We start from the raw sequence: 23,314 nt of genomic DNA, 5'->3' as shown, positions 1-23,314 counted from the left end.
AGCTCCGGTCGTCGCGCGCAGGCAAGACCGGACACGCTGGTGAATCGTTCGGCACGGTGAACCCGCTTCAGCGCACGTCCAGGCAGGGGGCAGGTCCCACCCGCGCCCGGCGGGCGGCCACAATCGGTCGGTACACAGGCTGTGGATAACCTGTGGACGACCGTTGGTCAGCTGTCCGGGTGGGTGATGTTCCACCCGCGCACGCGGCGGGCCCGGGACGGCCGGCTGGCAGACAGCGGCGGCCGGGAGCAGAGGCGAGGGGGTGGCACGACGGTGGCCGGTACGACCGACCTTGCCGCGGTGTGGTTAGCGGCGACCGACGAGCTCGCCGACGAGATCATCTCCGCTCAGCAGCGCGCCTACCTCCGGCTGACCCGACTCCGGGCGATCGTCGAGGACACCGCGCTGCTCTCCGTCCCGGACGCGTTCACCCGGGACGTGATCGAGTCGCGGCTCCGCCCGGCGATCACCGAGGCGCTGACCCGCCGACTCGGCCGGCCGATCCAGGTGGCCGTGACCGTACGGGTGGCCGAGGACGCCACCGGCCGCCCGGCCGGCACCGTCTACCGCAGCACCCCGGAGCCGGAACTGCTCGACGTCGAGGGTCCACCGTCCGGCCCGCTCGGCGACGAGTACACCGGCCGACCCGTAGCCGACAACGCCTTCCCCGAACAGCAGCGCCCGCCCACGTCCGCCGTACCGCCGCCGCCGGCGGGCCCGCCTCCCGCGTCGACCGTCGACGGGCACCGGTCCGGCCTGATCCCCGCGAGCCGGGACGGGCAGGAGGCTCTGTTCAGCGCGGCCTTCGTCGAGCCGATGCGCTCGCCCCGGCCGGCGCCCGAGCGGCGTGGGTACGACGAACAGGCGGCCCGCCTCGATCCTCCTGGCCCCGACACCCGGCCCTACGAGCCCCGCTACCGCGAGGACGCCGCGTCGCCCCGGGACCAGCACGTGATCCGTTCGCTACCCCGCGACGGTGCGACGGACAGCGGTCCGGGGCGCAGTGCGGTGGACCCCCGGACGGGCGGCCGCGACGACCGCCGGCTGCCCGGCACCGACACCGGCGGCAACCGGCTGAACCCGAAGTACATGTTCGAGACGTTCGTCATCGGCTCGTCGAACAGGTTCGCCCACGCGGCGAGCGTGGCGGTGGCCGAGTCACCGGCGAAGGCGTACAACCCGCTGTTCATCTACGGGCACTCCGGGTTGGGCAAGACGCACCTGCTGCACGCGATCGGGCACTACGCCACGACGCTCGGCAACGCCCGATCGGTGCGGTACGTCTCGACCGAGGAGTTCACCAACGACTTCATCAACTCGCTCCGGGACGACAAGACCAGCGCGTTCCAGCGGCGCTACCGCGACGTCGACATTCTGCTGATCGACGACATCCAGTTCCTGGAGAACCGCGAGCGTACGCAGGAGGAGTTCTTCCACACCTTCAACACGTTGCACAACGCCAACAAGCAGATCGTGATCACCTCGGACCGGTCGCCGCGTCAGCTCGCCACCCTGGAGGACCGGATGCGAACCCGGTTCGAGTGGGGACTGCTGGCCGACATCCAGCCACCGGACCTGGAGACCCGGATCGCGATCCTGCAGAAGAAGGCTGCGCAGGAGCGGATGTACGCCCCGCCGGACGTGTTGGAGTTCATCGCCTCCCGGGTGTCGAACTCGATCAGGGAACTGGAAGGTGCGCTGATCCGGGTGACGGCGTTCGCCAGCCTGACCCGGTCGACAGTCGAGTTGTCGCTCGCCGAGGAGGTGCTGCGGGACTTCATGCCCGACGGCGCCGGGCCGGAGATCAACGCCGACCAGATCATGGCCTCCACTGCCGACTACTTCGGGGTGAGCCTGGAGGACCTGCGCGGCCAGTCCCGCTCCCGGGTGCTGGTCAACGCCCGCCAGGTGGCCATGTACCTCTGTCGGGAGCTGACCGAGTTGTCGCTGCCACGGATCGGCCAGGCGTTCGGCGGCCGGGACCACACCACTGTCATGCACGCGGACCGCAAGATTCGCCAGCAGATGGCCGAGCGGCGCTCGCTCTACAACCAGATCGCCGAGCTGACCAACCGGATCAAGCAGAACACCTGAGGGGTACGCCGCACGACGCGGCGGACACGCCCGGCCGGATCATCGGCCGGGCGTTCTTTTTTAGCTTCTCCGGCGGCCTCGGCACGCCTCCCGGGCTGCTCGGGCTTGACCCTCGACATGGTGCAGACCACAGGATCGACGCCGTGTCCACCTCGATGCCCACTCGTTGTCCACAGCTCGTTGTCCACCGTCGGTGGATAACTACGGTCCGTCCTCCGTCAGTTACCCACAGGCTGTGGAAAAACCCTGTGCACGACGCTGTGGACGGTTGGGGACAACGAGGAAGTTATCCACCGATGATCATCGACCTGTGCACGAGCTGTTGAAGGTTCTGGGGACAACGGCAATGGTGATCTTCTCGGTCATCCACAGGCATGGGGAGAAAGTCGGTGGATTACCGGTGGACAACCGGTGGACAACTGTGGACAACTGGCCGTCGTCGTCCGGCTGTGGATACACGAGGCGGTTGTCCCCCCGGTTCTCCACAGCTAACTCACCGGTGGATAACCTGTCTGAGCTGCGCAGACCCGAGTTCTCCACAGTTTGCACAGGTGCGATGAAGACGATGGGTTATCTCTTCTAAGAGAACAAAAACCAATCATCACCGTTGGGCTTTCTGTGGATCGGGCCGAACGCTGCCGGACAGGCCGGTCAGCATCGACACGATCCATGGGGTCGGGCGCACAGCCGATGTCCCCGCGCCCTAAGGTGCGATGGGTACCCGCACGGTCGGGCGGGACGGTAGGCAGCGGTCGGCATGAGAGAGTTGTCGCTGACGTCGACGCGGAGGCATTGATGAAGTTCCGAGTGGAGCGCGACGCGCTCGCCGAGGCCGTGGCGTGGACCGCTAAGAGCCTGCCGAGCCGGCCATCCGTACCGGTGCTCGCCGGGGTGATGCTCCGCGTCACCGACGGCAACCTGCGGGTCTCCGGTTTCGACTACGAGGTCTCCAGTCAGGTGACAGTCGAGGTGCAGGGCGACGCCGACGGCGCCGCGCTGGTCTCCGGTCGCCTGCTCGCCGAGATCACCAAGGCGCTGCCGGCCAAGCCGGTAGACATCGCCGCGGTCGGCGCACACCTCGAGCTGGTCTGCGGCAGCGCCCGGTTCACCCTGCCCACCATGCCGGTGGAGGACTACCCTGCCCTGCCCGAGATGCCGCAGAGTGCCGGCACCGTCGACGCCGCGGCCTTCGCCACGGCGGTCGCCCAGGTGGCCATCGCCGCCGGCCGCGACGAGACGCTCCCGATGATGACCGGCGTTCGCCTCGAGCTGTCCGGCGGCACGCTGTCGATGCTCGCCACCGACAGGTACCGGCTGGCGCTGCGCGAGATCCAGTGGCGGCCCGACGACCCCGAGGTCAGCATCAACGCCCTGGTCCCGGCCCGCACCCTGAACGACACCGCCAAGGCGCTCGGCCCGCTGGGCGGCGAGGTCACCCTCGCCCTCGCCCAGGGCGCGGCGGGCGAGGGAATGGTCGGCCTCGCCGGCGGCACCCGTCGCACCACCAGTCGGCTGCTCGACGGCGCCAACTACCCGCCGGTGCGCTCGCTCTTCCCGGCCACCCACAACGCCGAGGCCCGGGTGTCGGTCAGCACCCTCATCGAGGTCGTCAAGCGGGTCGCCCTGGTGGCCGAGCGCACCACCCCGGTGCTGCTCAGCTTCAGCGCCGACGGGCTGGTCGTCGAGGCCGGCGGGTCCGAGGAGGCACGGGCGAGCGAGGCGATGGAGGCCACCTTCACCGGTGACGCGCTGACCATCGGCTTCAACCCGCAGTACCTCATCGACGGCCTGGCAAACCTGGGCGCGCAGACCGCCGTCCTGTCGTTCGTCGACGCCTTCAAACCCGCGGTGATCTCACCCGCCGGCGAGGATGGCGAGGCCATTCCGGGGTATCGGTACCTCATCATGCCGATCCGCGTGTCTCGCTGATCGCGCCCAGCAACACCAGATCCACGGAGGTAGGAACAGATGCAGCTCGGCCTGGTAGGACTCGGCCGGATGGGCGGCAACATGCGCGAGCGGTTGCGGGCCGCCGGCCACGAGGTGGTCGGGTTCGATCACAATCCGCAGCTGAGCGACGCGGCGAGCCTCGCCGAGCTGGCGCAGAAGCTCGAATCGCCGCGCGCCGTCTGGGTGATGGTGCCCGCCGGCGTCACCGATGCCACGATCGACGACCTCGCCGAGGTGCTCGGTGACGGCGACATCATCATCGACGGGGGCAACTCCCGCTTCAGCGACGACGCTCCGCGGGCCGAACGGTTGAACGAGCGTGGCATCGGCTACGTGGACGTCGGGGTCTCCGGGGGCGTCTGGGGTCGGCAGAACGGCTACGGGCTGATGGTCGGCGGCGCCCAGCAGCACGTCGACCGGCTCATGCCGATCTTCCAGGCGCTCAAGCCGGAGGGCGAGTTCGGCTTCGTGCACGCCGGCCCCGTCGGTGCCGGGCACTACTCGAAGATGGTGCACAACGGCATCGAGTACGGCCTCATGCACGCCTACGCCGAGGGCTACGAGCTGTTGACCGCGTCCGAGTTGGTGACAAACGTCCCGGGCGTGTTCAAGTCCTGGCGTGAGGGCACCGTGGTCCGCTCCTGGCTGCTCGACCTGCTGGACCGGGCCCTCGACGAGGACCCGGAGCTGGCCGAACTCAGCGGCTACACCGAGGACACCGGCGAGGGGCGCTGGACGGTCGACGAGGCGGTCCGGCTCGGCGTGCCGCTGAACGTCATCACCGCCTCCCTGTTCGCCCGGTTCGCCTCCCGTCAGGACGACTCGCCCGCCATGAAGGCCGTCTCCGCGCTGCGCCAGCAGTTCGGCGGCCACGCCGTCCACAAGCGCTGAGCGGTATCCACAACCTGTGTACGTTCACCGGCTGGAACTGGTCGACTTCCGCTCGTACGAGCGGGTCGCCGTCGACCTCCAGCCGGGGGCGAACGTCCTGATCGGCGCCAACGGCGTCGGCAAGACCAACCTCGTCGAGGCGCTCGGCTACGTGGCGACCCTGGATTCGCACCGGGTCGCCACGGACGCGCCGCTGGTCCGGATGGGCGCCACCTCGGCGGTGATCCGCTGCGCGGTGGTCCACGACGGCCGGGAACTCCTCGTCGAGCTGGAGATCGTGCCGGGCCGGGCCAACCGGGCGCGGCTGGGCCGGTCCCCGGCACGGCGGGCCCGGGACGTGCTCGGCGCGCTGAGGCTGGTGCTGTTCGCCCCGGAGGACCTGGAGCTGGTCCGCGGTGATCCCGCCGAGCGCCGGCGTTACCTGGACGACCTCCTGGTCAACCGCCAACCCCGCTACGCGGGCGTACGGGCCGACTACGAACGGGTCGTCAAGCAACGCAACGCCCTGCTGCGCACCGCGTACCTCGCCCGCAAGACCGGCGGTTCCCGCGGCGGCGACCTCGGCACCCTCGCCGTCTGGGACACCCACCTGGCCCAGCACGGCGCGGAGCTGCTCGCCGGGCGGCTGGAGCTGGTCGCCGCGCTCACCCCGCACGTCGCCAAGGCGTACGACGCGGTGGCCGCCGGGCGCGGAGCGGCAGGTATCGCCTACCGGCCGTCGATCGAGCTGGCCGAGCCGACGACCGACCGGGCCACGTTGGCGGAGGCGCTGACCACGGCGCTCGCCGCCTCCCGTACCGCCGAGATCGAACGGGGCACCACCCTCGTCGGCCCGCACCGCGACGAGTTGGCGCTGTCCCTCGGCCCGCTCCCCGCCAAGGGGTACGCCAGCCACGGCGAGTCCTGGTCCTTCGCGCTCGCGCTGCGGCTGGCCGGGTACGACCTGCTGCGCGCCGACGGCATCGAGCCCGTCCTGGTGCTCGACGACGTCTTCGCCGAGCTGGACACCGGGCGGCGGGAACGACTCGCGGAGTTGGTAGGCGGGGCCAGTCAGCTGCTGGTCACCTGCGCCGTGGACGACGACGTGCCGGCCGCGCTGCGGGGCACCCGCTACCAGGTCGGCGAGGGGACGGTACGCCGTGTCGGATGAACCGGGCACCAGGCGGGCAGGCGCCAACCGCACCGGCAGCGGCCGGCAGGCCGGTGACGCCGCGAACGCGCGTACCGCACAGGCGGGCGCGACCGGCGGCGGGCCCGGCGCGGCGGGTGCCGACGGCGGCGGCGGGCCGGCGGAGGGTGCGACGGGGCCGGAGCTGGCCCGGGCGGTGCTCGACGCGGCGCTGTCCCGCCGGCAGGCGGCAGCGCGCACCCGGCGTACCCCCGCGGGCGGCGCGGGCACCGACGGCTCGGGACGGCGGCTGCGTGGCTACTCCGGCCCCGGCCCCGACCCGCGCGACCCGCAGCCCCTCAGCGCGGTGCTGAACCGGCTGGTCAAGGCGCGCGGCTGGCAGCAGCCGGCGGCCGAGGCCACCGTGTTCGGCGCCTGGGAGCGGGTGGTCGGCGCCGAGGTCGCCCAGCACAGCCGGCCGGTCAAGCTGGAGAACGGCGAGTTGACCGTGGAGGCGCGCTCGACGGCCTGGGCGACCCAGCTGCGGCTGCTCGCCGGCTCGCTGCTCAAGCAGATCGCCCAGGAGGTCGGCCACAACGTGGTGCGCAAGCTGCACATCCACGGCCCGGCCGCACCGTCCTGGCAGAAGGGACCGCGCCGGGTGCGCGGTCGAGGGCCGCGCGACACGTACGGCTGAGCCCGCCCGCTCAGCGCCGCCGCTCGGCGTCGCGGGCCGCCCGCTTGCGGTCGCGCTGCTCCTGGGTGTAGCGCTTGCGTTCGGCCAGGTCGCGTTTCCACGCCTCGCGGGCCGCCGTCGAGCCGCCCTGCACCGCGCCCTGGACGCCGTCGGCCGGCCCGGCAAGGTGTCGGAAGGCCCACCGCAGGAGTCGACCGCCCTCGCCCGGGGCCCTGGTGGTCGCGCCGTCCTCGCTCATCTGCCGCCCTCTCGCCCACGTCACACCGAAAGGTTGGTGTGGCAATGATTGGTACACCAACGATCGTTACGATAGTCAGCATGCATCCAGAGAGCAACCGATGAGTGGCCAACCGGAGAGCCTCGATCCGTTGGCACTGGAACAGCAGGTCTGCTTCGCTCTGTCGGTCGCGGCACGCAGCGTGGTGGCCGTCTACCGGCCGCTGCTGGAACCGATGGGGCTGACCCACCCGCAGTACCTGGTGATGCTGGCGCTCTGGCAGCACGCGCCGCTGTCCGGCCGCGACCTCAGCCGCCTGTTGCAGCTCGACCCGGGCACCCTGTCACCCCTGCTCAAGCGGCTCGAAGCGGCCGGCTACCTGCGCCGCGAGCGCGACGCCTCCGACGAGCGCAGCCTCGCCGTCACCCTCACCGCCACCGGTGCGGCGCTACGAGCCCAGGCCGAGCGGATCCCCGCCGCGATCGTGCAACGCCTCGGGCTGCCCGTGGAGGACCTGCAGCACCTGCACGCGGTGCTCACACAGGTGATCGCGGCGGCCAACCGCCCCGGCGGCGACCAGACCGCCACACCGAGCGGGACGGGCGCTCAGGCGTCGGCGTAGACGGCGAAACCACGCTCGGCGCAGCGGCGGTAGAACGCCGCCAGCACGCCCAGCTCCGCGCAGGTGAAGTTCCACTGCGGGGGATCACCACTCTCGTCGCGCAGCGCGTCGAGACGGGTCTCCAGCCAGCGCAGCTGCTGCTCGGCCAACCGGCCGTCGCCGAGCAGCGAGCGCAGCACGGTGCTCACCGACTCGAAGGTGACCGCCTCGCCGTTCGGGCGATGCGCGGCCACGAACCGCTCGATGCCACTCGCGATCCAGGAGCAGCCGTCCGGGTCGATCACCGGGTCCTCGTCCTCGGCGGCGGCGTCTGTGGCATACAACACACCTTCGAGGCCGAGCAGGAGATCCACCAACTCGGTGTACGCGGTCGCCCGGACGGTGCCGGTCTTCGCGATCAGCTCGGCCAGCGCCGCCGTCGGCGCGGAGATCCGCGGCAGGTCGACGATCTCGCCGAAGTCGACGAACTCGGCCGGCGCCACCGGATCGTAGAAGCGGCCGGTACGCGGCCAGTGCACCGCGACGTTGTCCAGCCCCATCTGTCACCTCTTAGAGAGCACGTGTCGGGTCGATCGGGTCGATCGTCCCGGTTCCGGCCGGTAAAGATCAAGGCCGCTTCCGGAGCGCCGCAAACGTACGGCACGGACGGTTCGGCCGCGACCCCCGACCCGCCCGAGCGCGGGTCAACCCGTTCGGCGGCGGCGCGTCCGATCGGAGCCTGGCGTGTGGGGGGAGTCGCGGGTATCGGGGTTCTGCCGGCTACGGACATCTCAGCTGCCCTGTTGAAGGTGCCGAGTGGTGGTTCTGTCCTCCGCGCACAGTAGGATTGACAGTGAGACGAAGACCCGGTGCGGGGCGAGGGACGGGGCCGGTGGCCCCAGGATCATTCTCCACTCCGGGTCGAGCCGATCGCGATCCGCGGGCAACCGCGGCGACCGGCGCGTTCGACCCGTTGTCCGGAGGTCTCCGGCACCGGTCCGCGCGCCGACGTCGCGTCCTGTCCGCCGAACCCGCGCCCGACGCGCCCTCCCGGCGCCGACGACGCGAGAAAGTGGCCGAGGGTGGCAGCGCAGGACAAGCAGGAGTACGGCGCAGAGTCGATCACCGTTCTCGAGGGGCTGGAGGCCGTCCGCAAGCGGCCCGGTATGTACATCGGGTCCACCGGCGAACGCGGTCTGCACCACCTCGTCTGGGAGGTCGTCGACAACGCGGTCGATGAGGCGATGGCCGGCTACTGCGACACCATCGACGTGGTACTGCTCGCCGACGGTGGCGTCCAGGTCACCGACAACGGCCGTGGCTTTCCGGTCGACCTCCACCCGAAGCTCAAGAAGCCGGGCGTCGAGGTCGCGCTGACCGTGCTGCACGCGGGTGGCAAGTTCGACGGCAAGGCGTACGCGGTCTCCGGTGGTCTGCACGGCGTCGGCGTCTCCGTGGTGAACGCGCTGTCGACGAAGATGGCAGTGGTGATCCACAAGTCCGGCTTCGTCTGGCGGCAGCAGTACACCAACTCCAAGCCCAGCCCGCTGGAGAAGGGCGAGACCACCGACCGCACCGGCTCGGCTGTCTCCTTCTGGCCCGACCCGGACGTCTTCGAGACGATCGACTTCGACTTCCAGACCATCTACCGACGCCTGCAGGAGATGGCCTTCCTCAACCGGGGCATCACCATCCACCTGCTCGACGAGCGGGTCCCGGAGGACGAGGACGGCAAGACCCGCGAGGTCACCTTCCGCTACGACGGCGGTATCGCCGACTTCGTCCGACACCTCAACGCCTCCAAGAACCCGATGCACAAGACTGTGGTCGAGTTCGAGGCCGAGGAGGAGGGCATGTCCCTCGAGATCGCCATGCAGTGGAACGAGTCGTACGGCGAGTCGGTCTACACCTTCGCCAACAACATCAACACCCACGAGGGCGGCACCCACGAGGAGGGCTTCCGGTCCGCGCTGACAAGCGTGGTCAACCGGTACGGCACCGACAAGAAGCTGCTCAAGGGCGACGAGAAGCTCTCCGGCGAGGACATCCGCGAGGGCTTGGCCGCGATCATCTCGGTCAAGCTGACCAACCCGCAGTTCGAGGGCCAGACCAAGACCAAGCTGGGCAACACCCCGGTGAAGAGCTTCGTGCAGCGGGTCTGCAACGACCGACTTGTCGACTGGTTCGATCGCAACCCGGCCGAGGCCAAGACGATCATCCAGAAGGCGTCCCAGGCAGCCCGCGCGCGAATCGCCGCGCAGCAGGCGCGCAAGCTGGCCCGACGCAAGTCGCTGCTGGAGTCCGGCTCGATGCCGGGCAAGCTGGCCGACTGCCAGTCCACCGACCCGCGCGAGTCCGAGGTGTTCATCGTCGAGGGCGACTCGGCCGGCGGCTCGGCCAAGCAGGGTCGCGACCCGCGGACGCAGGCGATCCTGCCGATCCGCGGCAAGATCCTCAACGTGGAGAAGGCCCGGATCGACCGGGTGCTGAAGAACAACGAGGTCCAGGCGCTGATCACCGCGCTCGGCACCGGCATCCACGACGACTTCGACATGGAGAAGCTGCGGTACCACAAGGTGGTGCTGATGGCCGACGCGGACGTCGACGGCCAGCACATCCAGACGCTGCTGCTCACCCTGCTGTTCCGCTTCATGCGTCCGCTTGTCGAGATGGGTCACGTCTACCTGGCAGCCCCGCCGCTCTACAAGATCAAGTGGAACAAGAGGGGCGACGACGCGCAGTACGCCTACTCCGACCGCGAGCGGGACGGGCTCATCGCGCTGCGCCAGCAGAAGAAGCCGAACGCCAAGCCGGACGACATCCAGCGCTTCAAGGGCCTCGGCGAGATGAACTATCCCGAGCTGTGGGAAACCACAATGAACCCGGCGACCCGTACCCTGCGTCAGGTCACGCTCGACGACGCTGCAACCGCGGACGAGTTGTTCAGCGTCCTGATGGGTGAGGACGTCGAGGCGCGCCGGTCGTTCATCCAGCGCAACGCCAAGGACGTTCGGTTCCTGGACATCTGACGGACCTCGGCGGGTCGGTCGGGGAGCACCTGGCCGGCCCGCCGGTCCACAGAGTTATCCACAGCTTGGCCGGTATCCACAGCCGTTATCCACAGCACGAAAACGACTCTGAGTCTGATAAGGGTATACAGTGACCGATTCCCCCGAGTCCACACCGAACGAGCCCGAGGTTCCCGCCGAGGCACTCGCCGCCGTGGTCGCGCACGACCGGATCGAGCCGGTCGGGCTCGAGGTGGAGATGCAGCGCTCCTACCTCGACTACGCGATGAGCGTGATCGTCGGGCGCGCGCTGCCGGACGTCCGGGACGGGCTCAAGCCGGTCCACCGCAAGATCCTCTACGCGATGTTCGACTCCGGCTACCGGCCGGACCGCGGCTACGTGAAGTGCTCCCGGGTCGTCGGCGACGTGATGGGTCAGTTCCACCCGCACGGCGACTCGGCGATCTACGACGCGCTGGTCCGGATGGCACAGCCCTGGTCGCTGCGCTACCCGCTCGTCGACGGCAACGGCAACTTCGGCTCGCCGGGTAACGATCCGGCTGCCGCCATGAGATACTGTATTTCGGGAAATGTCCGGATCCGTACCGCCGAGGGTAGCGTCCGGATCGCTGACGTGGTGGCCGACGCGGCGCCGTCCAGCGAGACCGACGTCGACCTCAAGGTCCGCGACCGCAACGGCGACCTGGTCCGCGCCTCCAAGTTCTTCCACTCCGGCGAGCACCCCACGCTGCGGCTGCGTACCCGCGAGGGGTACGAGCTGACCGGCACCCACAACCACCCGGTGCTCTGCCTGGTGGATGTGGCGGGCGTCCCGACCCTGCTGTGGAAGCTGCTCGCCGAGATCTCTCCGGGCGACCGGGTGGTTCTCCAGCGCTCGGTGCCGGACGAGATCGGCTACCCGATGCTGGAGCACGTCGAGGCGGCAGTCCTCGCCGGTGCCTTCGTCAGCGAGGGTTGGGTCTCCCCGGGGCGGGCCGGGTTCAACAACGTCGACCGGGAATTCTTCGTCCGCGTCCTCGCGGCCTACGACCTGGCCGTCGGTGGGCCCCGCTACGTCAGCGAGCGGGTCATCGCCTCCGGCAGCACCCTGCACGAAATCGACGTGCAGGACCTCTCCGCATTGCGGACGAGCCTGCTCGGCGACCTGGTGGGGGCCCGCAGTGCTGCGAAGTTCGTTCCCGAGTTCGTCTGGCAGGGGCCGGCCGCGGTCAAGCGGGCGTTCCTTCAGGCGCTCTTCGAGGGCGACGGCTCGTCCTCGCTGCTGCCGCGCAACACCATCCAGATCTCGTACTCCACACGCAGCGAGCGGTTGGCGCGCGAGGTCCAGCAGTTGCTGCTGGAGCTTGGTGTGATCAGCCGGCAGACGCGCTACGACAATGGCGAGATCAAGGTCGTGGTGACCAACCGCCGTGACGCCCGGATCTTCGCCGCGCACGTCGGCTTCCTGGGCCGCAAGCAGGCCAAGCTGGAGGCGGAGTTGGCCCAGGTGCCGGCGACCAGCACCGCGCTCTCCAGCGACCACGTGCCGCTGGTCGGCGCCTTCATCCGCGAGCACGGCGCGCAGCGCTGGACCGAGCGGGACTGGCTGCGCCGGCACAACGTGGACCGGGTCGAGCGCTGGGAGCGGGACCGAGACGAGATCGCCGCCCGGATCACCAACACCGAGGTGCTCGACGTGGTCGAGCCCCTCGTCGACGGGCGCTTCTACTACGCCGAAGTGGCGCAGATCACCGACGCCGGTGTGCAGGCGGTCTACAGCGTTCGGGTCGACACCGACGACCACTCGTTCGTCTCCGACGGGTTCGTCAGCCACAACACCGAGTGCAAGCTCGACCCGCTCGCCATGGAGATGCTGCGGGACATCGACGAGGACACCGTCGACCTGCAGGACAACTACGACGGCCGGGCCAAGGAGCCCACGATCCTGCCGTCGCGGATCCCCAACCTGCTGGTGAACGGCTCCGAGGGCATCGCGGTCGGCATGGCCACCAAGATCCCGCCGCACAACCTGCGCGAGATCGGCGCGGCGGTGCAGTGGTGCCTGGAGCACCCGGAGGAGGACGAGGAGACGACCCTCGAGGCGCTGCTCGGCATCGTCAAGGGTCCGGACTTCCCGACGCACGGTCTGATCGTCGGCACGACCGCCATCCAGGACGCGTACCGCACGGGCCGTGGCTCGATCCGGATGCGTGCCGTGGTGGAGGTCGAGGAGGACAAGCGGGGCCGCCCCTGCCTGGTCGTCAGCGAGCTGCCCTACCAGGTCAACCCGGACAACCTGGCCGAGCGGATCGCCGAGCTGATCAAGGAGGGCAAGCTCGCCGGGATCGCCGACATCCGCGACGAGTCCTCCGGGCGTACCGGCATGCGGATCGTGCTGGTGCTCAAGCGCGACGCGGTCGCCAAGGTGGTGCTGAACAACCTCTACAAGCACACCCAGCTCCAGGAGACGTTCGGCGCCAACATGCTGGCCCTGGTCGACGGGGTGCCGCGCACGCTCAACCTGGCCCAGTTCATCCGCTACTACGTCGAGCACCAGATCGACGTGATCCGCCGGCGGACCGCCTTCCGGCTGCGTAAGGCCGAGGAGCGGGCGCACATCCTGCGGGGCCTGGGTAAGGCGCTGGACGCCCTCGACGAGGTGATCGCCCTGATCCGGCGGTCGCCGACCGTTGACGACGCCCGGCAGGGCCTGATCCGACTGCTGGAGATCGACGAGATCCAGGCGACCGCGATCCTGGACATGCAGCTGCGCCGGCTCGCCGCGCTGGAGCGGCAGCGGATCGTTGACGACCTGGCCAAGCTCGAAATCGAGATCGCCGACCTCAAGGACATCCTCGCCAAGCCGGAGCGGCAGCGGAAGATCGTCTCGGAGGAGCTGGGCGAGATCGTCGCCAAGTGGGGTGACGACCGTCGGACGCAGATCATTCCGTTCGACGGTGAGGTCTCCATGGAGGACCTCATCGCCCGCGAGGACGTGGTCGTCACGATCACCCGGACGGGGTACGCCAAGCGGACCAAGGTCGATCTGTACCGCTCGCAGCGGCGCGGCGGCAAGGGCGTCAGTGGCGCCACGCTGCGGCAGGACGACATCGTGAGCCACTTCTTCGTATGCTCGACGCACGACTGGATCTTGTTCTTCACGAACAAGGGCCGGGTGTACCGGGCCAAGGCGTACGAGTTGCCGGAGGCCAGTAGGGTAGCCAAGGGCCAACACGTGGCCAATCTGCTCGCCTTCCTACCCGACGAGCAGATCGCGCAGATCATCGAAATCCCGAACTACCAGGTAGCCCCCTATCTGGTACTGGCCACGAAGAACGGCCTGGTGAAGAAGACGCGGCTCGAGGAGTTCGACTCCAACCGTTCCGGCGGAATCATCGCGATCAACCTGCGCGATGAGGACGAGCTGGTCGGTGCTGCGCTGGTGGCGCCGGAGAACGACCTGCTGCTGGTCTCGAAGAAGGCGCAGGCGATCCGGTTCAACGCCTCCGACGAGGCGCTGCGGCCGATGGGTCGGGCCACCTCGGGCGTGATCGGCATGCGCTTCACGGACGACGACGTCCTGCTTGCCATGGAGGTCGTTCGGGACGGTTTGGACGTCCTGGTGGCCACGAACGGGGGATACGCGAAACGTACCCCGATCGAGGAATACCCGGTGCAGGGCCGGGGAGGTAAGGGCGTGCTGACTGCGAAGATCACCGAACGGCGCGGTGGTCTGGTCGGTGCCGTGGTGATCGACCCAGACGACGAGTTGTTCGCGATCACCAGCAACGGTGGTGTCATCCGGACTCCGGTGAAGCCTGTACGCCGTACGCGTGACCGGAACACAATGGGGGTCAAGCTGATGGACCTCCCGGACGGCGTGACTATCGTGGCGATTGCTCGCAATGCCGACGAGCCTGACGAACAGGACTAGTTGAATGACGGAGACACAGGCGAAGTCGGGGAACACGGGGACCTCGGCCAACCCGGTCGACGAGGAGGCCGCCAAGGGCGGCACACCAGCGACCGGCCGCGCGGCCGTGGGCCGGGCCACGGTTCCCGCTGACGCGCCTGCCCCGAAATTCACCCGGGCTCCCGGCATGACACCTCCCCCGGAGCAGTCGGGCGAGGACGGGGCATCGGGCGACGCCAAGGCCGAGACGTCGGCCGTCGAGGCACCCACATCCGCCGGGGTGGCCCCCACGGCGGCCGCCCCGACCCCGGCTCGACCGACGACCACCCAGCCGATCAACACCCGGCCCGGTCAGGCGACATCGACCGGGTCCACCGGCACCCAACCCCGATTCATGCCGGGCATGGGCCAGCCGGACCAGGGGCGTACGGCCGCTGGCGGTCGCCCCGCGAGCGGTGGTGGCCTGCCGCCGGGGATCGGCAACACGTCGGCCGTCGGGGCCGCTCGCGTCGGGGAGGCGGTACGCGCCGCGCGTACCTCGGTCAGTTCGGCGGCGTCCCGCGGACCGCGCCGGGCCCGACTGAACCTCAAGCGGATCGACCCCTGGTCCGTGATGAAGTTCGCGTTCGCCGTCTCGGTGGTGCTGTTCATCGTCGTGGTGGTCGCCACGTCGGTGCTGTACCTGGCGCTGGACGCGATGGGTGTGTTCCAGAGCGTCAACGACAGCCTCAGCGACCTGGTCAACGCGGGCGGTGGGCAGAGCACCAGCGGCTTCCAGATTACCGCCAAGGGCGTCATCCTCAGCTCGGCGCTGATCGGCCTGGTAAACGTGGTGCTCTTCACCGCGCTGGCCACGCTGGGAGCGTTCGTCTACAACGTCTGCGCCGACCTCGTCGGCGGGATCGAGCTGACGCTCGCCGAGCGGGACTGAGTGTGATCGGGGCGCCGGGGCACCGCGGAATGCGGTCGCTCCGGCGCCCCGTACTCGGGTAGGTTTGCAGGTGGCGACGGCCCGGCTCGCAGGGTCGGACCCCGATTTGGGGCCGGCGGAGCGGATGGGTTAATCTTGCTCGTCGCAACGCGGGGCTATAGCTCAGTCGGTTAGAGCGCAGAGCTGATAACTCTGAGGTCGATGGTTCGATTCCATCTAGCCCCACCGCACATCGTCCGACGCTAGTCGAGCGCGAGGGGTCGCCCCATGTTCAAGAAGCTGCTGATCCTGGCCGGCGTCGTCGGCGTGGCTGCCGTCGTCTTCAACAAGGTCAAGGCCGCCAACGACGAGCGTGCCCTGTGGCACGAGGCGACCACCGCACCCGACCTGCGCTGACGTCCGGCGGCGATGACTCCGTCGCCGCCGCCGCTCACGGGGCCCTAGCTCAACTGGCAGAGCACTGCCTTTGCAAGGCAGGGGTTAGGGGTTCGAGTCCCCTGGGCTCCACAAGCACTTTCCCCGGTCGGTCTCGGTCCCGAGTCCAACCCTCTCGACCTGTTGGCGACCTCCGTTGGCTGCACCAAAGGCGAGAGGGATATCAGCCGACCAATGTGGCTTCAAGACAGTGCCACGGCCTGCTGAAGCCATGCCCTGTCGGCAGCATCCAAGGTGTCGTCATCGAGCAGAGCGCGCAGCAGCGACGCGTGTTCGGAGAACACCGGCCTGCATTGCTCGCGTTCCGGATGGTCGCTGTCGTTGCCGAGCAGCAGTACCGCGCGCTCGTTGTCCGCGTCGACTGGCTGCGACAGCTCGGCGGTGGCGACCACGAGGTCGAGCAGGTTGGACCGCACCGGAATTTCCGGATCTGCCATCAGTCGAAGCAGGAACGGCAACGCTGCTGGCATTGCCGCGCTCAGGTGGAGGACGCCGCCCATCAGAACGTTTGTCAGCACACGTGCGGCCTCAGGGGCGGCAATCGGATCCAGCAGCCCATAGAACAGAAAAGGAACGTCGGCGGGACAGCCGGGAATCTCGCACCACGCGATCTCGGCGCAGCCCCGCAGCGCGGGATGGTCGTTGTTGGCTCGACGCACCTGCGCATGATCCTCGAGGAACCGGGCAACAGCGGCGTTGTTGGCCGCGGAATCCAGCACACACATCCGCCTACGCCCCCTCTCCCACGCAAGCGCCCGGCCCGACGAGGCGTCGAGCCGGGCGCGTTGAGTGAGCTATGCCACGAAGCGTGCGCGACGTCGGCGTCCGATCAGGTAGCCCGCGCCGCCGAGGAGCAACAGCGCACCGCCGACGCCGGCCACGGTCGCCGTGTCGGCACCGGTCAGGGGAAGGCCGCCACCCTCACCGGCAGCGGCGCCCGGGCTGGTGGAGGAGGCAGCGGTCGGCACGACTGTCGTCGTGGCGCTCGGCGTCGCGCTCGGCGTCTGCGTGGGCTGAGCCGTCGGGGTCGCGGTGGGCTGGGACGCGCAGTCGAGCGCACGCGCCTCGTACAGGCCGTTGTTCAGGTACGCCAGATAGACGTCAACGGACGACTGGTCCAGCACCTTCTGCGCGGCCGCCTTTACGTTGGTGCCGGCGTCCGTCAACGTCCGGACCACCGTGATCCGCAGCGCAACTGACCAAGCATCCTGTACGCCCTTCTTCAGGAATGCGCGGAGATCAGCGGCGCTGCCGTCCAGCTGCTTCTGGATCGCGTCCGGCAGAACGGGCAGGGAATCGGCCTTTGCCGCGCTCATGATCTGGTTGGCCAACAGTCGCACCTGGGTGTCGGTGGCGGTGTCCAGGTCGATGGTGATGAGCTCGCGGATGTCCTTGTAGACCTTGCGCTCAATCGTCTGGCAGGCCGCGTCCAACCCGGGCGACTCGGCTTGCGCCATCGCCGGTGCCGCCGGAACCAGTAGGGCCAGCGCCAGCAGAACGCCAGCCGGAATCTTGCGTCGCATGTGGGTCTTCCTCCCCGTTGCAGATCAAAACATGGAGATCCTACTGTCGGCGGCCATTCGGCGGTGACCTGGTCGATATGGCCGAACTGGTGCGGCGGCAGCGACTGTCGAAAACCTCTTTCGGTGTGTGCGCCACCCCGACAGGATCTCCGGAATGGAGCAGAGTCCGACGCCTGTCGTCATGCAGATCTACTGCCGGGTGGAGGTGCTCGTCACCGATCCCGCGGCCGTCACCGCTCACGCCGTCGCCGACCTGCGCGCGGCCGACATCGACTGGTCCACCGAGGAGGACGACCTGGCAACGGCCGCCGAGGAGTTGCGGGCCGATCTCCCCACCTCGCTGGCGGGTGGGGTGGACCTCGGCCGGATCACCGACGGCATTCCGGGGGTGGAGTTTCGTGGCGGCCTCTGCTGGGCGGAACCGGGGCCGCCGCGGGATCCGTTCCGCGAGCGTCGGTGAGCTGGCTCAGGGCCGCCGGTACCTCCACCACCCTCGGCCGGCCGTTTCAGACTGGCGGCGTGAGGGGCGCGGTCTCGCCCCGGACGATGGTGCGTACCTGCCGAACCCAGCCGCGTCGGCGGGCCTCGTCGACGAAGTGCGCCAGCGGGGAGCGGAAGACCGGGTAGTCGTCGTAGTGGATCGGCACCGTCAGCTTCGGGCGGATGAGCTCCACCAGGTCGGCGCCCTGCCGAGCGTCCATGGTGACCAGAATTCCGGCGATCTTGGTGCCGCCGAGGTGGATCAGCATCGCGTCGATGTCCGGGTAGCGCTCGGGGATGTCGATGAGCAGCGGCCGGTTGAGCGTGTCGCCGGTGACGTACAGCCGGAACTCGCGCCGCCCGCCGCGTTCCACGTCGATCATCGTGCCCATCACGTCGGGCAGCAGCCGATCCAGCGCGCCGGGGCCGTGCTTACCGGGCATCGAGGTCAGGCGCACTGTCGTACCGTCGCGGTGCAGCTCTCGCGACGACCAGGTCGGCAGGCCCTCGGCGGCGCGGAAGCCCCTGCGGCGCAGTTTGCGTTCGGCGGCGGGTGTCGTGACGATGGGCAGTTCCCGGTCCAACTCCCGGCGGGCCACCCGGTCGAAGTGATCGCCGTGCAGGTGGGACAGGACCACGGCGTCCAGGTGGGGAAGCTGGGCGATCCGCAGCGCCGGGTCCGTGCGCCGACGCGACCACAGACCCTTTCCGAGGTACGCCCGCTGGCCGCGATGCAGGAAGTTGGGATCGGTCAGCAGGGTGAATCCGCCGATCCGCAACAGTGTCGTCGCGGTGCCGATGAACGTCACCTGTGGATGCTCGGCCGTCATGTGCACCTCCCCCCGGCTCCGGTACCCCAGCCGGTCCCGCTCAAGCCTCAGCCGCGGGAGGGGCGGTCTCCTCGGGACTGGGCTGCGCGAGGTCTGGTCGCGCCGACGGGAGGTGCTCCACCAGTCTGGTGAGCGCGCCGTTGGCGAAGGTGGCACCGAGCGCCGAACCGGCGCCGATGGTCCAGCCCACCGGGCCGAGCGGTGTGCAACCGAAGAACTGACTCACCCCCGGCGTCTGCACCACCACGACCAGCACTCCCAGCGACGCCGCCGTGGACGCCAGCACGGCCGGACTGGTGCCGCCTGCCAGGATGGTCTGGCCGAGCTGGGTGCCGACGAGCGAGACGAGGGCGACCGTTCCGGCCCGGCGCTGGCGTCCGGTGTACCGGGCCAACGTCCAGCCGACTGTCGCGCCCAGCGTGGTGGACGCCGCGCGGAGCCCGATCTCCCTGGTGAGGGTCTCGCCGAGCGATTGGTCGGGGCCCTCCAGGAGCAGCCCGTCGGTGCGGTCCGAGGCGGGTGGGCGGACGGCGATGGCCAACGCGGGCGCCAGGTCGGTGAGCAGGTTGACGAGCAGCAGTTGCCGGCCGGTGAGGGCGGAACGGCCGGTCACCGCGGCGGTGAGCACGCTGAACGCGATCTCGCCCAGGTTGCCGCCGACGAGGATGCTCAGCGCGTGGCGTACCGACGACCACATCGCGCGACCCTCGACCAGGGTGGCGATGATGGTCTCCAACCGGTCGTCGGTGACCACCAAGTCGGCTGCGGCCCGGGCCGCCGGGGTGCCGCGTTGGCCCAGGGCGATGCCGACGTCGGCCAGCCGGATCGCCGGGGCGTCGTTGGCGCCGTCGCCGGTCATCGCCACCGTGCGCCCGCACTTCTGCAACGCCTGGATGATCCGCACCTTGTGCGCCGGGGTGCAGCGGGCCACCACGTCGGTGTGGGCCAGCCGCTCGGCGAGCGCGTCGTCGTCCAACTTGTCGAGTTCGGTGGCGGTGACCACCCGCTGCTCGTCGTGCTCGCTGATGGTGGCGGCGATGGCCTCGGCGGTGGCCGGGTGGTCACCGGTGATCATGATGGTGTGGACGCCTGCCTGCCGGATCCGGCGTACCGCCGGAGCTGCGCTCTCCCGGACCCCGTCCGCGAGAGCCAGGAACCCCACGAAGGTCAGCCCCCGGACGTCCGCGTCGGTGACCTGCGCGGCGTCCACCTGGCACTCCGCGACGGCCAGGATCCGGTGCCCCGCCCCGGCCCGGTCGGCCAGCAGGCGTTGCAGCTCCGCGCGGCCGGCGTCGTCCAGCGGCTCCTGCCGACCGTCGGTACGCCGCGTCGCGCAACGCGGCAACACCGTCTCCGGAGCGCCCTTGACGCTCAGCAGCAGGCGACCCTCGGTCTCGCCGATGCTCGCGTGGTAGCCGCGGGACGGCTCGAACGGCAGCCCGCCGGCCGCCCGCCAGCCGGCGGCGCCGGTCTGCTCCACCACCTGAGCCGTGGCGGCGCCCCGCCGGACCGCCCGGTCGGTCTGCAACGCCAGATCCTCCGGCTTGGCCGCGGCGGGGGTGGCCCGCAGGGCCGTGGCGAGGGTCAACCGGAGCCGGTCGTCGAGCCGGTCCACCGGGGCGTACCGGTCGCCGACCCCGTCGCCGACCCCGGCGAGCAGCAACTGGCCCTCGGTGAGGGTGCCGGTCTTGTCGAAGCAGAGCACGTCGACCCGGCCCAACGCCTCGATGGTGCGCGGGTTGCGGACCAACGCGCCGTGCTCGGCCAGCCGCCGAGCGGCGGCCAGCTGCGCGGCGCTGACGAGAAACGGCAGTCCCTCGGGCACCGACGCCACGGCGAGGTTCGCGGCGGTCGCCGCCGTCTCGGCCAGCGGTACGCCCCGCAGCAGCCCCGCGCCGGCCACGGCTATCGCCGAACCGGCGGCCAACGGGATGGCGGCGCTTGTCAACGAGCCGAGCCGGGCCTCCACCCCGCTGGTCGGGGGCGCCTGCTTCACCAGCGCCAGGCTGCGCCCGGACTCGGTGTCGACGCCGGTCGCCACCACCACTGCGGTTCCGTGGCCGGCGGCGACTGTGGTGCCCTCGTACAGCATGGAGTGTCGGTCGGCGATGGCCGCGGCGACGACAGCCCGGTTGCTCTTGGCGACCGGCAGCGACTCGCCGGTCAGCGACGACTCGTCCGCCTCCAGACCGACCGCTTCGAGCACCCGGCAGTCCGCCGGTACCGAGTCTCCCGGTTCGAGGGTGATGACGTCTCCGAGGACGAGGTCCTCCGCCGCGACGACCCGCTCGGCGCCGTCGCGGCGGACCCGCGCGGTCACCGCCGAACGGGACAGCAGCTCCGCCAGCGACCGTTCGGTGTTGCGTTCGTGCACCGCTCCGATCAGGGCCGACCCGCCGACGACGCTGCCCACCAACGCGGCGTCGACAAGTGAGCCGAACGACGCGGAGAGCACCGCCCCGGCGGCCAGTACGGGGGTGAGCGGGTTGGACAGCTCGTCCAGGAACGCCCGCAGCAGGCCGCCACCGGCGGGTGTGTCGCCGCCGCCCGTCCCCTGGCCGTCGTGTCGGCGGTGCGCCTCCTCGCTGGCCAGCCCGTCCGGTGTGGTGCCCAGGCGGTCGAGCACGGTCCGGACCGGCATCAGGTGCCAGGCGGTCGCCACCGGTGCCGGAGTGTCCGACCGGTCGGGCAGCCGGCGGGCCTGCCAGACCCCGTTGGCGAAGGCCAACCCTGCCGCGCCGTTGACCGCGACGAGCGATCGGTGTGGCAGCTGGGTCGGTGGGGCGGTGAACGCGCCAAGCGCCCCGAGTCCGGTGCCCGCCATGGCGAGCTTGATGTTCTGCTGCGTCATCCGCCGGGCCGCCCCGGTCGCCTCGACGACCAGGGCCACCACCCGCAGGTCGGTGCCGACCAGCAGGTGCGCACCCCACGGGGGCAGCTCGTCCGGAGCGGACATCCCCAGCCCGCAGTCGGACGCGCCGAGCGCCGCCCGGTCCCCGGAGACCAGCATCACCACCGCTCCGTCGCGCTGCAACGCTCGCACGGAGTCGGCCAGGCGATCCCCGCCGGGCAGTTGCGCGTCGGCGAAGCCGTACCGCTGCTCGTCGCCGCCGGCCACGATCAGCTTCAGGCCGGCGTGCCGGGCGGCGGCCGGTAGTCCGTCGACACCAGGCGCGGGCTCGGGTTCGACCCGCAGCAGCGCCGCGAGTCGACCGGAGTGGGTGAGCCCGAGCAACTGCCCGCCCGCCGCGCGCAGCCGCTCGCCGTCGGGCACGTCACCGGGATCGCCCGCCGGGAGTTGGTCCAGGGATGCCAGCCGCCAGCCGTCCCGCTCCCGCGAACCGGTCGGGTCGGTCGGATCGAACAGCGCGAACGCCCGGTCCGCCACCTCGTCGATGTCCACCTCGGACGCCGGGGCCAGGTCGGCGAGGACGCCCCGCTCCGAGCCGAGCACCGCGGCGTCCAGCACCAGCGTGTCGATCCGGTCCAACTCCCGCAGCACGCCACGGTCCATCGCGATCACCCCGCGCCGGGCGAGGACCCGGCCGAGCTGTGCCGCGTACCCCTCCCGTCCGCTGCCCGGGGCCTTGGGCAGCGCGGACAGGCCCAGCGCGGCCGCTCGCTTGCGCCCGGCGAACGGCGTCGCGGCCGCCGCGGCCGCCGTGCCGGCGGCCAACATCCGGTTGATGTAGCGCTCGACCGGGCCGTCCGGCTTCGGGCGGGGACGGTCGACCGCCGGCCACCGGGCGGTGGCGCGCTCCGGGTCACCTGTCAGCCGTGGCTCGGCCTTCTCCCACGCGGTGAGTTGGGCCCGCGCCTCGCTCCACTGCACCATCCGTTGGGCACCGTCGAGAACGATCCCCGTCCAACGGCCGGTCAGACCCTGCACCACCGCCTCGGCCAGCGGAAAGATGACGTCGGCGCGGGGGTCGGAGCGCAGCCGCCGGCCCACGAACGCGTGCAGCTTCGGTTGCAGGTCCGCGGCGGCCAGCAGGCCGGCGACCTCGCCGGGCAGCGGCGCGAACGGCAGGAGTCGGGTGGCCGCCGAGATGGTCAGGCCCAACGCGTCCGAGGCGAGCGCGCCCAGGGTGCGCGGGGTGCGCGGCCCCTCCTCCGGCGGGTGTGGGGGCGGGATCTCCGGGTCCGGCTCGTGGTCGCAGGTCCGCTCGATCCGGTCGATAGTGGCGATGAGGTCCCGCAGTCTCGGCTCGGGGGCCTGCACGGCCACCACCACCCGCCCGGACGGGGCGTTCACCCGGGCCCAGGCCACCCCGGGCACCCGCTCCAACGCGGTCTCCACCTGCCGGGCCAACCGGTCGCCGCCGTCCTGACAGACGCCGTGCACCTCGATGTGGTGTCGGCCGGGGCGCGACCAGACGCGACGCCGGGTCAGCCCGGCCGTCCGGGCCAGTCGGGTCGCCGCGGACCCGACGGTCCTGGACGCCTCCCCGACCAGGTGCGGCACGCCGATGGACGGCAGGAGGCGGCCGGCGACGCGACCCGCCGCCGTCATCGAGGCGTACGGCCGGACGGACGCCGACCCGACGTCCCGTTGTCGCTGCTGGTGCCGTCGGTCATCTCGTCCTCCCACCGCTTCACGTCCGGCGGCCTGGCTTCCCGACCTGACGTCCGTTAT

The 23,314-nt window shown here is 70.5% G+C and carries 17 protein-coding genes and 2 tRNA genes; 13 read left to right on the top strand and 6 right to left on the bottom strand.

Annotation, left to right across the window (positions count from 1 at the left end; all coding sequences use genetic code 11):
• The first annotated feature begins 273 nt into the window (after nucleotides 1-273).
• The 5 genes from dnaA to ACLQ26_RS25425 all read left to right on the top strand — a co-directional run bounded on the left by dnaA (nucleotide 274) and on the right by ACLQ26_RS25425 (nucleotide 6,740).
• Nucleotides 274-2,094 carry a chromosomal replication initiator protein DnaA gene (dnaA, locus tag ACLQ26_RS25445; protein ID WP_425746820.1) on the top strand — a complete coding sequence of 607 codons (1,821 nt, stop codon included), beginning with the start codon at nucleotides 274-276 and terminating at the stop codon, nucleotides 2,092-2,094.
• 795 nt (nucleotides 2,095-2,889) lie between these two features.
• Nucleotides 2,890-4,023 (top strand): DNA polymerase III subunit beta, encoded by a 1,134-nt coding sequence (gene dnaN / locus ACLQ26_RS25440; RefSeq protein WP_425746819.1) that lies wholly within the window; start codon nucleotides 2,890-2,892, stop codon nucleotides 4,021-4,023.
• Between the two features lie 39 nt (nucleotides 4,024-4,062).
• Complete coding sequence (gene gnd / locus ACLQ26_RS25435) at nucleotides 4,063-4,935, top strand: phosphogluconate dehydrogenase (NAD(+)-dependent, decarboxylating) (protein WP_425746818.1); 873 nt, start codon at nucleotides 4,063-4,065, stop codon at nucleotides 4,933-4,935.
• Between the two features lie 16 nt (nucleotides 4,936-4,951).
• Nucleotides 4,952-6,085 carry a DNA replication/repair protein RecF gene (recF, locus tag ACLQ26_RS25430; protein WP_425746817.1) on the top strand — a complete coding sequence of 378 codons (1,134 nt, stop codon included), beginning with the start codon at nucleotides 4,952-4,954 and terminating at the stop codon, nucleotides 6,083-6,085.
• A gap of 163 nt (nucleotides 6,086-6,248) precedes the next feature.
• Nucleotides 6,249-6,740 carry a DUF721 domain-containing protein gene (locus tag ACLQ26_RS25425; protein WP_425746867.1) on the top strand — a complete coding sequence of 164 codons (492 nt, stop codon included), beginning with the start codon at nucleotides 6,249-6,251 and terminating at the stop codon, nucleotides 6,738-6,740.
• Between the two features lie 10 nt (nucleotides 6,741-6,750).
• Here ACLQ26_RS25425 and ACLQ26_RS25420 read toward each other — a convergent pair whose 3' ends face one another.
• Nucleotides 6,751-7,002 carry a hypothetical protein gene (locus ACLQ26_RS25420; protein ID WP_425746816.1) on the bottom strand — a complete coding sequence of 84 codons (252 nt, stop codon included), beginning with the start codon at nucleotides 7,000-7,002 and terminating at the stop codon, nucleotides 6,751-6,753.
• A 76-nt stretch (nucleotides 7,003-7,078) separates the two neighbouring features.
• On the opposite strand from ACLQ26_RS25420, the gene ACLQ26_RS25415 reads away from it, so the two are divergent.
• Nucleotides 7,079-7,579, top strand: a complete 501-nt coding sequence (locus tag ACLQ26_RS25415) for a MarR family winged helix-turn-helix transcriptional regulator (protein WP_425746815.1) — start codon at nucleotides 7,079-7,081, stop codon at nucleotides 7,577-7,579.
• Here the strand turns inward: ACLQ26_RS25415 and ACLQ26_RS25410 are convergent.
• Nucleotides 7,564-8,118, bottom strand: a complete 555-nt coding sequence (locus tag ACLQ26_RS25410; protein WP_425746814.1) for a hypothetical protein — start codon at nucleotides 8,116-8,118, stop codon at nucleotides 7,564-7,566. The two genes, ACLQ26_RS25415 and ACLQ26_RS25410, sit on opposite strands and share 16 nt — an antisense overlap.
• Nucleotides 8,119-8,640: 522 nt before the next feature.
• Between ACLQ26_RS25410 and gyrB the strand changes: the two genes are divergently transcribed.
• The 6 genes from gyrB (at nucleotide 8,641) to ACLQ26_RS25380 (ending at nucleotide 15,917) form a co-directional block, all read left to right on the top strand.
• Nucleotides 8,641-10,587, top strand: a complete 1,947-nt coding sequence (gyrB, locus tag ACLQ26_RS25405) for a DNA topoisomerase (ATP-hydrolyzing) subunit B (protein ID WP_425746813.1) — start codon at nucleotides 8,641-8,643, stop codon at nucleotides 10,585-10,587.
• Between the two features lie 130 nt (nucleotides 10,588-10,717).
• Nucleotides 10,718-14,500 carry an intein-containing DNA gyrase subunit A gene (gene gyrA / locus ACLQ26_RS25400; RefSeq protein ID WP_425746812.1) on the top strand — a complete coding sequence of 1,261 codons (3,783 nt, stop codon included), beginning with the start codon at nucleotides 10,718-10,720 and terminating at the stop codon, nucleotides 14,498-14,500.
• Between the two features lie 4 nt (nucleotides 14,501-14,504).
• Entirely contained in the window at nucleotides 14,505-15,410 is a 906-nt protein-coding gene (locus ACLQ26_RS25395; RefSeq protein WP_425746811.1) for a DUF3566 domain-containing protein, read from the top strand.
• A gap of 151 nt (nucleotides 15,411-15,561) precedes the next feature.
• A tRNA-Ile gene (locus ACLQ26_RS25390) sits at nucleotides 15,562-15,635 on the top strand.
• A gap of 42 nt (nucleotides 15,636-15,677) precedes the next feature.
• Nucleotides 15,678-15,806 (top strand): DLW-39 family protein, encoded by a 129-nt coding sequence (locus tag ACLQ26_RS25385; RefSeq protein ID WP_007453934.1) that lies wholly within the window; start codon nucleotides 15,678-15,680, stop codon nucleotides 15,804-15,806.
• A gap of 38 nt (nucleotides 15,807-15,844) precedes the next feature.
• Nucleotides 15,845-15,917, top strand: a tRNA-Ala gene (locus ACLQ26_RS25380).
• A gap of 110 nt (nucleotides 15,918-16,027) precedes the next feature.
• Here the strand turns inward: ACLQ26_RS25380 and ACLQ26_RS25375 are convergent.
• Together ACLQ26_RS25375 and ACLQ26_RS25370 are read right to left on the bottom strand one after the other, a co-directional pair.
• On the bottom strand, nucleotides 16,028-16,564 hold the full coding sequence (locus ACLQ26_RS25375; protein ID WP_425746810.1) for a hypothetical protein: 537 nt from the start codon (nucleotides 16,562-16,564) through the stop codon (nucleotides 16,028-16,030).
• 75 nt (nucleotides 16,565-16,639) lie between these two features.
• On the bottom strand, nucleotides 16,640-17,368 hold the full coding sequence (locus tag ACLQ26_RS25370; protein WP_425746809.1) for a PT domain-containing protein: 729 nt from the start codon (nucleotides 17,366-17,368) through the stop codon (nucleotides 16,640-16,642).
• 154 nt (nucleotides 17,369-17,522) lie between these two features.
• On the opposite strand from ACLQ26_RS25370, the gene ACLQ26_RS25365 reads away from it, so the two are divergent.
• On the top strand, nucleotides 17,523-17,828 hold the full coding sequence (locus ACLQ26_RS25365) for a hypothetical protein (RefSeq protein WP_425746808.1): 306 nt from the start codon (nucleotides 17,523-17,525) through the stop codon (nucleotides 17,826-17,828).
• Nucleotides 17,829-17,874: 46 nt separating this feature from the next.
• Here the strand turns inward: ACLQ26_RS25365 and ACLQ26_RS25360 are convergent, their stop codons facing one another.
• Nucleotides 17,875-18,678: an MBL fold metallo-hydrolase gene (locus ACLQ26_RS25360; protein WP_425746807.1), complete on the bottom strand. Its 804-nt coding sequence runs from the start codon at nucleotides 18,676-18,678 to the stop codon at nucleotides 17,875-17,877.
• 40 nt (nucleotides 18,679-18,718) lie between these two features.
• A complete protein-coding gene (locus tag ACLQ26_RS25355) occupies nucleotides 18,719-23,191 on the bottom strand; it encodes an HAD-IC family P-type ATPase (RefSeq protein ID WP_425746866.1) in 4,473 nt (1,490 codons plus the stop codon).
• Nucleotides 23,192-23,314 lie beyond the last annotated feature (123 nt).

The organism is Micromonospora sp. DT43 (genome assembly GCF_049841645.1).
Lineage (GTDB): Bacteria > Actinomycetota > Actinomycetes > Mycobacteriales > Micromonosporaceae > Micromonospora.
Note: the sequence above shows the minus strand (reverse complement) of the source record. Positions and strands in the feature narration are given on the sequence as shown.

Coding starts and splice junctions, on each gene's coding strand:
- dnaN (WP_425746819.1), top strand. CDS start 2,890: ATGAAGTTCCGAGTGGAGCGCGACGCGCTCGCCGAGGCCGTGGCGTGG.
- gnd (WP_425746818.1), top strand. CDS start 4,063: ATGCAGCTCGGCCTGGTAGGACTCGGCCGGATGGGCGGCAACATGCGC.
- ACLQ26_RS25415 (WP_425746815.1), top strand. CDS start 7,079: ATGAGTGGCCAACCGGAGAGCCTCGATCCGTTGGCACTGGAACAGCAG.
- ACLQ26_RS25410 (WP_425746814.1), bottom strand. CDS start 8,118: ATGGGGCTGGACAACGTCGCGGTGCACTGGCCGCGTACCGGCCGCTTC.
- ACLQ26_RS25395 (WP_425746811.1), top strand. CDS start 14,505: ATGACGGAGACACAGGCGAAGTCGGGGAACACGGGGACCTCGGCCAAC.
- ACLQ26_RS25385 (WP_007453934.1), top strand. CDS start 15,678: ATGTTCAAGAAGCTGCTGATCCTGGCCGGCGTCGTCGGCGTGGCTGCC.
- ACLQ26_RS25370 (WP_425746809.1), bottom strand. CDS start 17,368: ATGCGACGCAAGATTCCGGCTGGCGTTCTGCTGGCGCTGGCCCTACTG.
- ACLQ26_RS25365 (WP_425746808.1), top strand. CDS start 17,523: ATGGAGCAGAGTCCGACGCCTGTCGTCATGCAGATCTACTGCCGGGTG.
- ACLQ26_RS25360 (WP_425746807.1), bottom strand. CDS start 18,678: ATGACGGCCGAGCATCCACAGGTGACGTTCATCGGCACCGCGACGACA.
- ACLQ26_RS25355 (WP_425746866.1), bottom strand. CDS start 23,191: ATGACGGCGGCGGGTCGCGTCGCCGGCCGCCTCCTGCCGTCCATCGGC.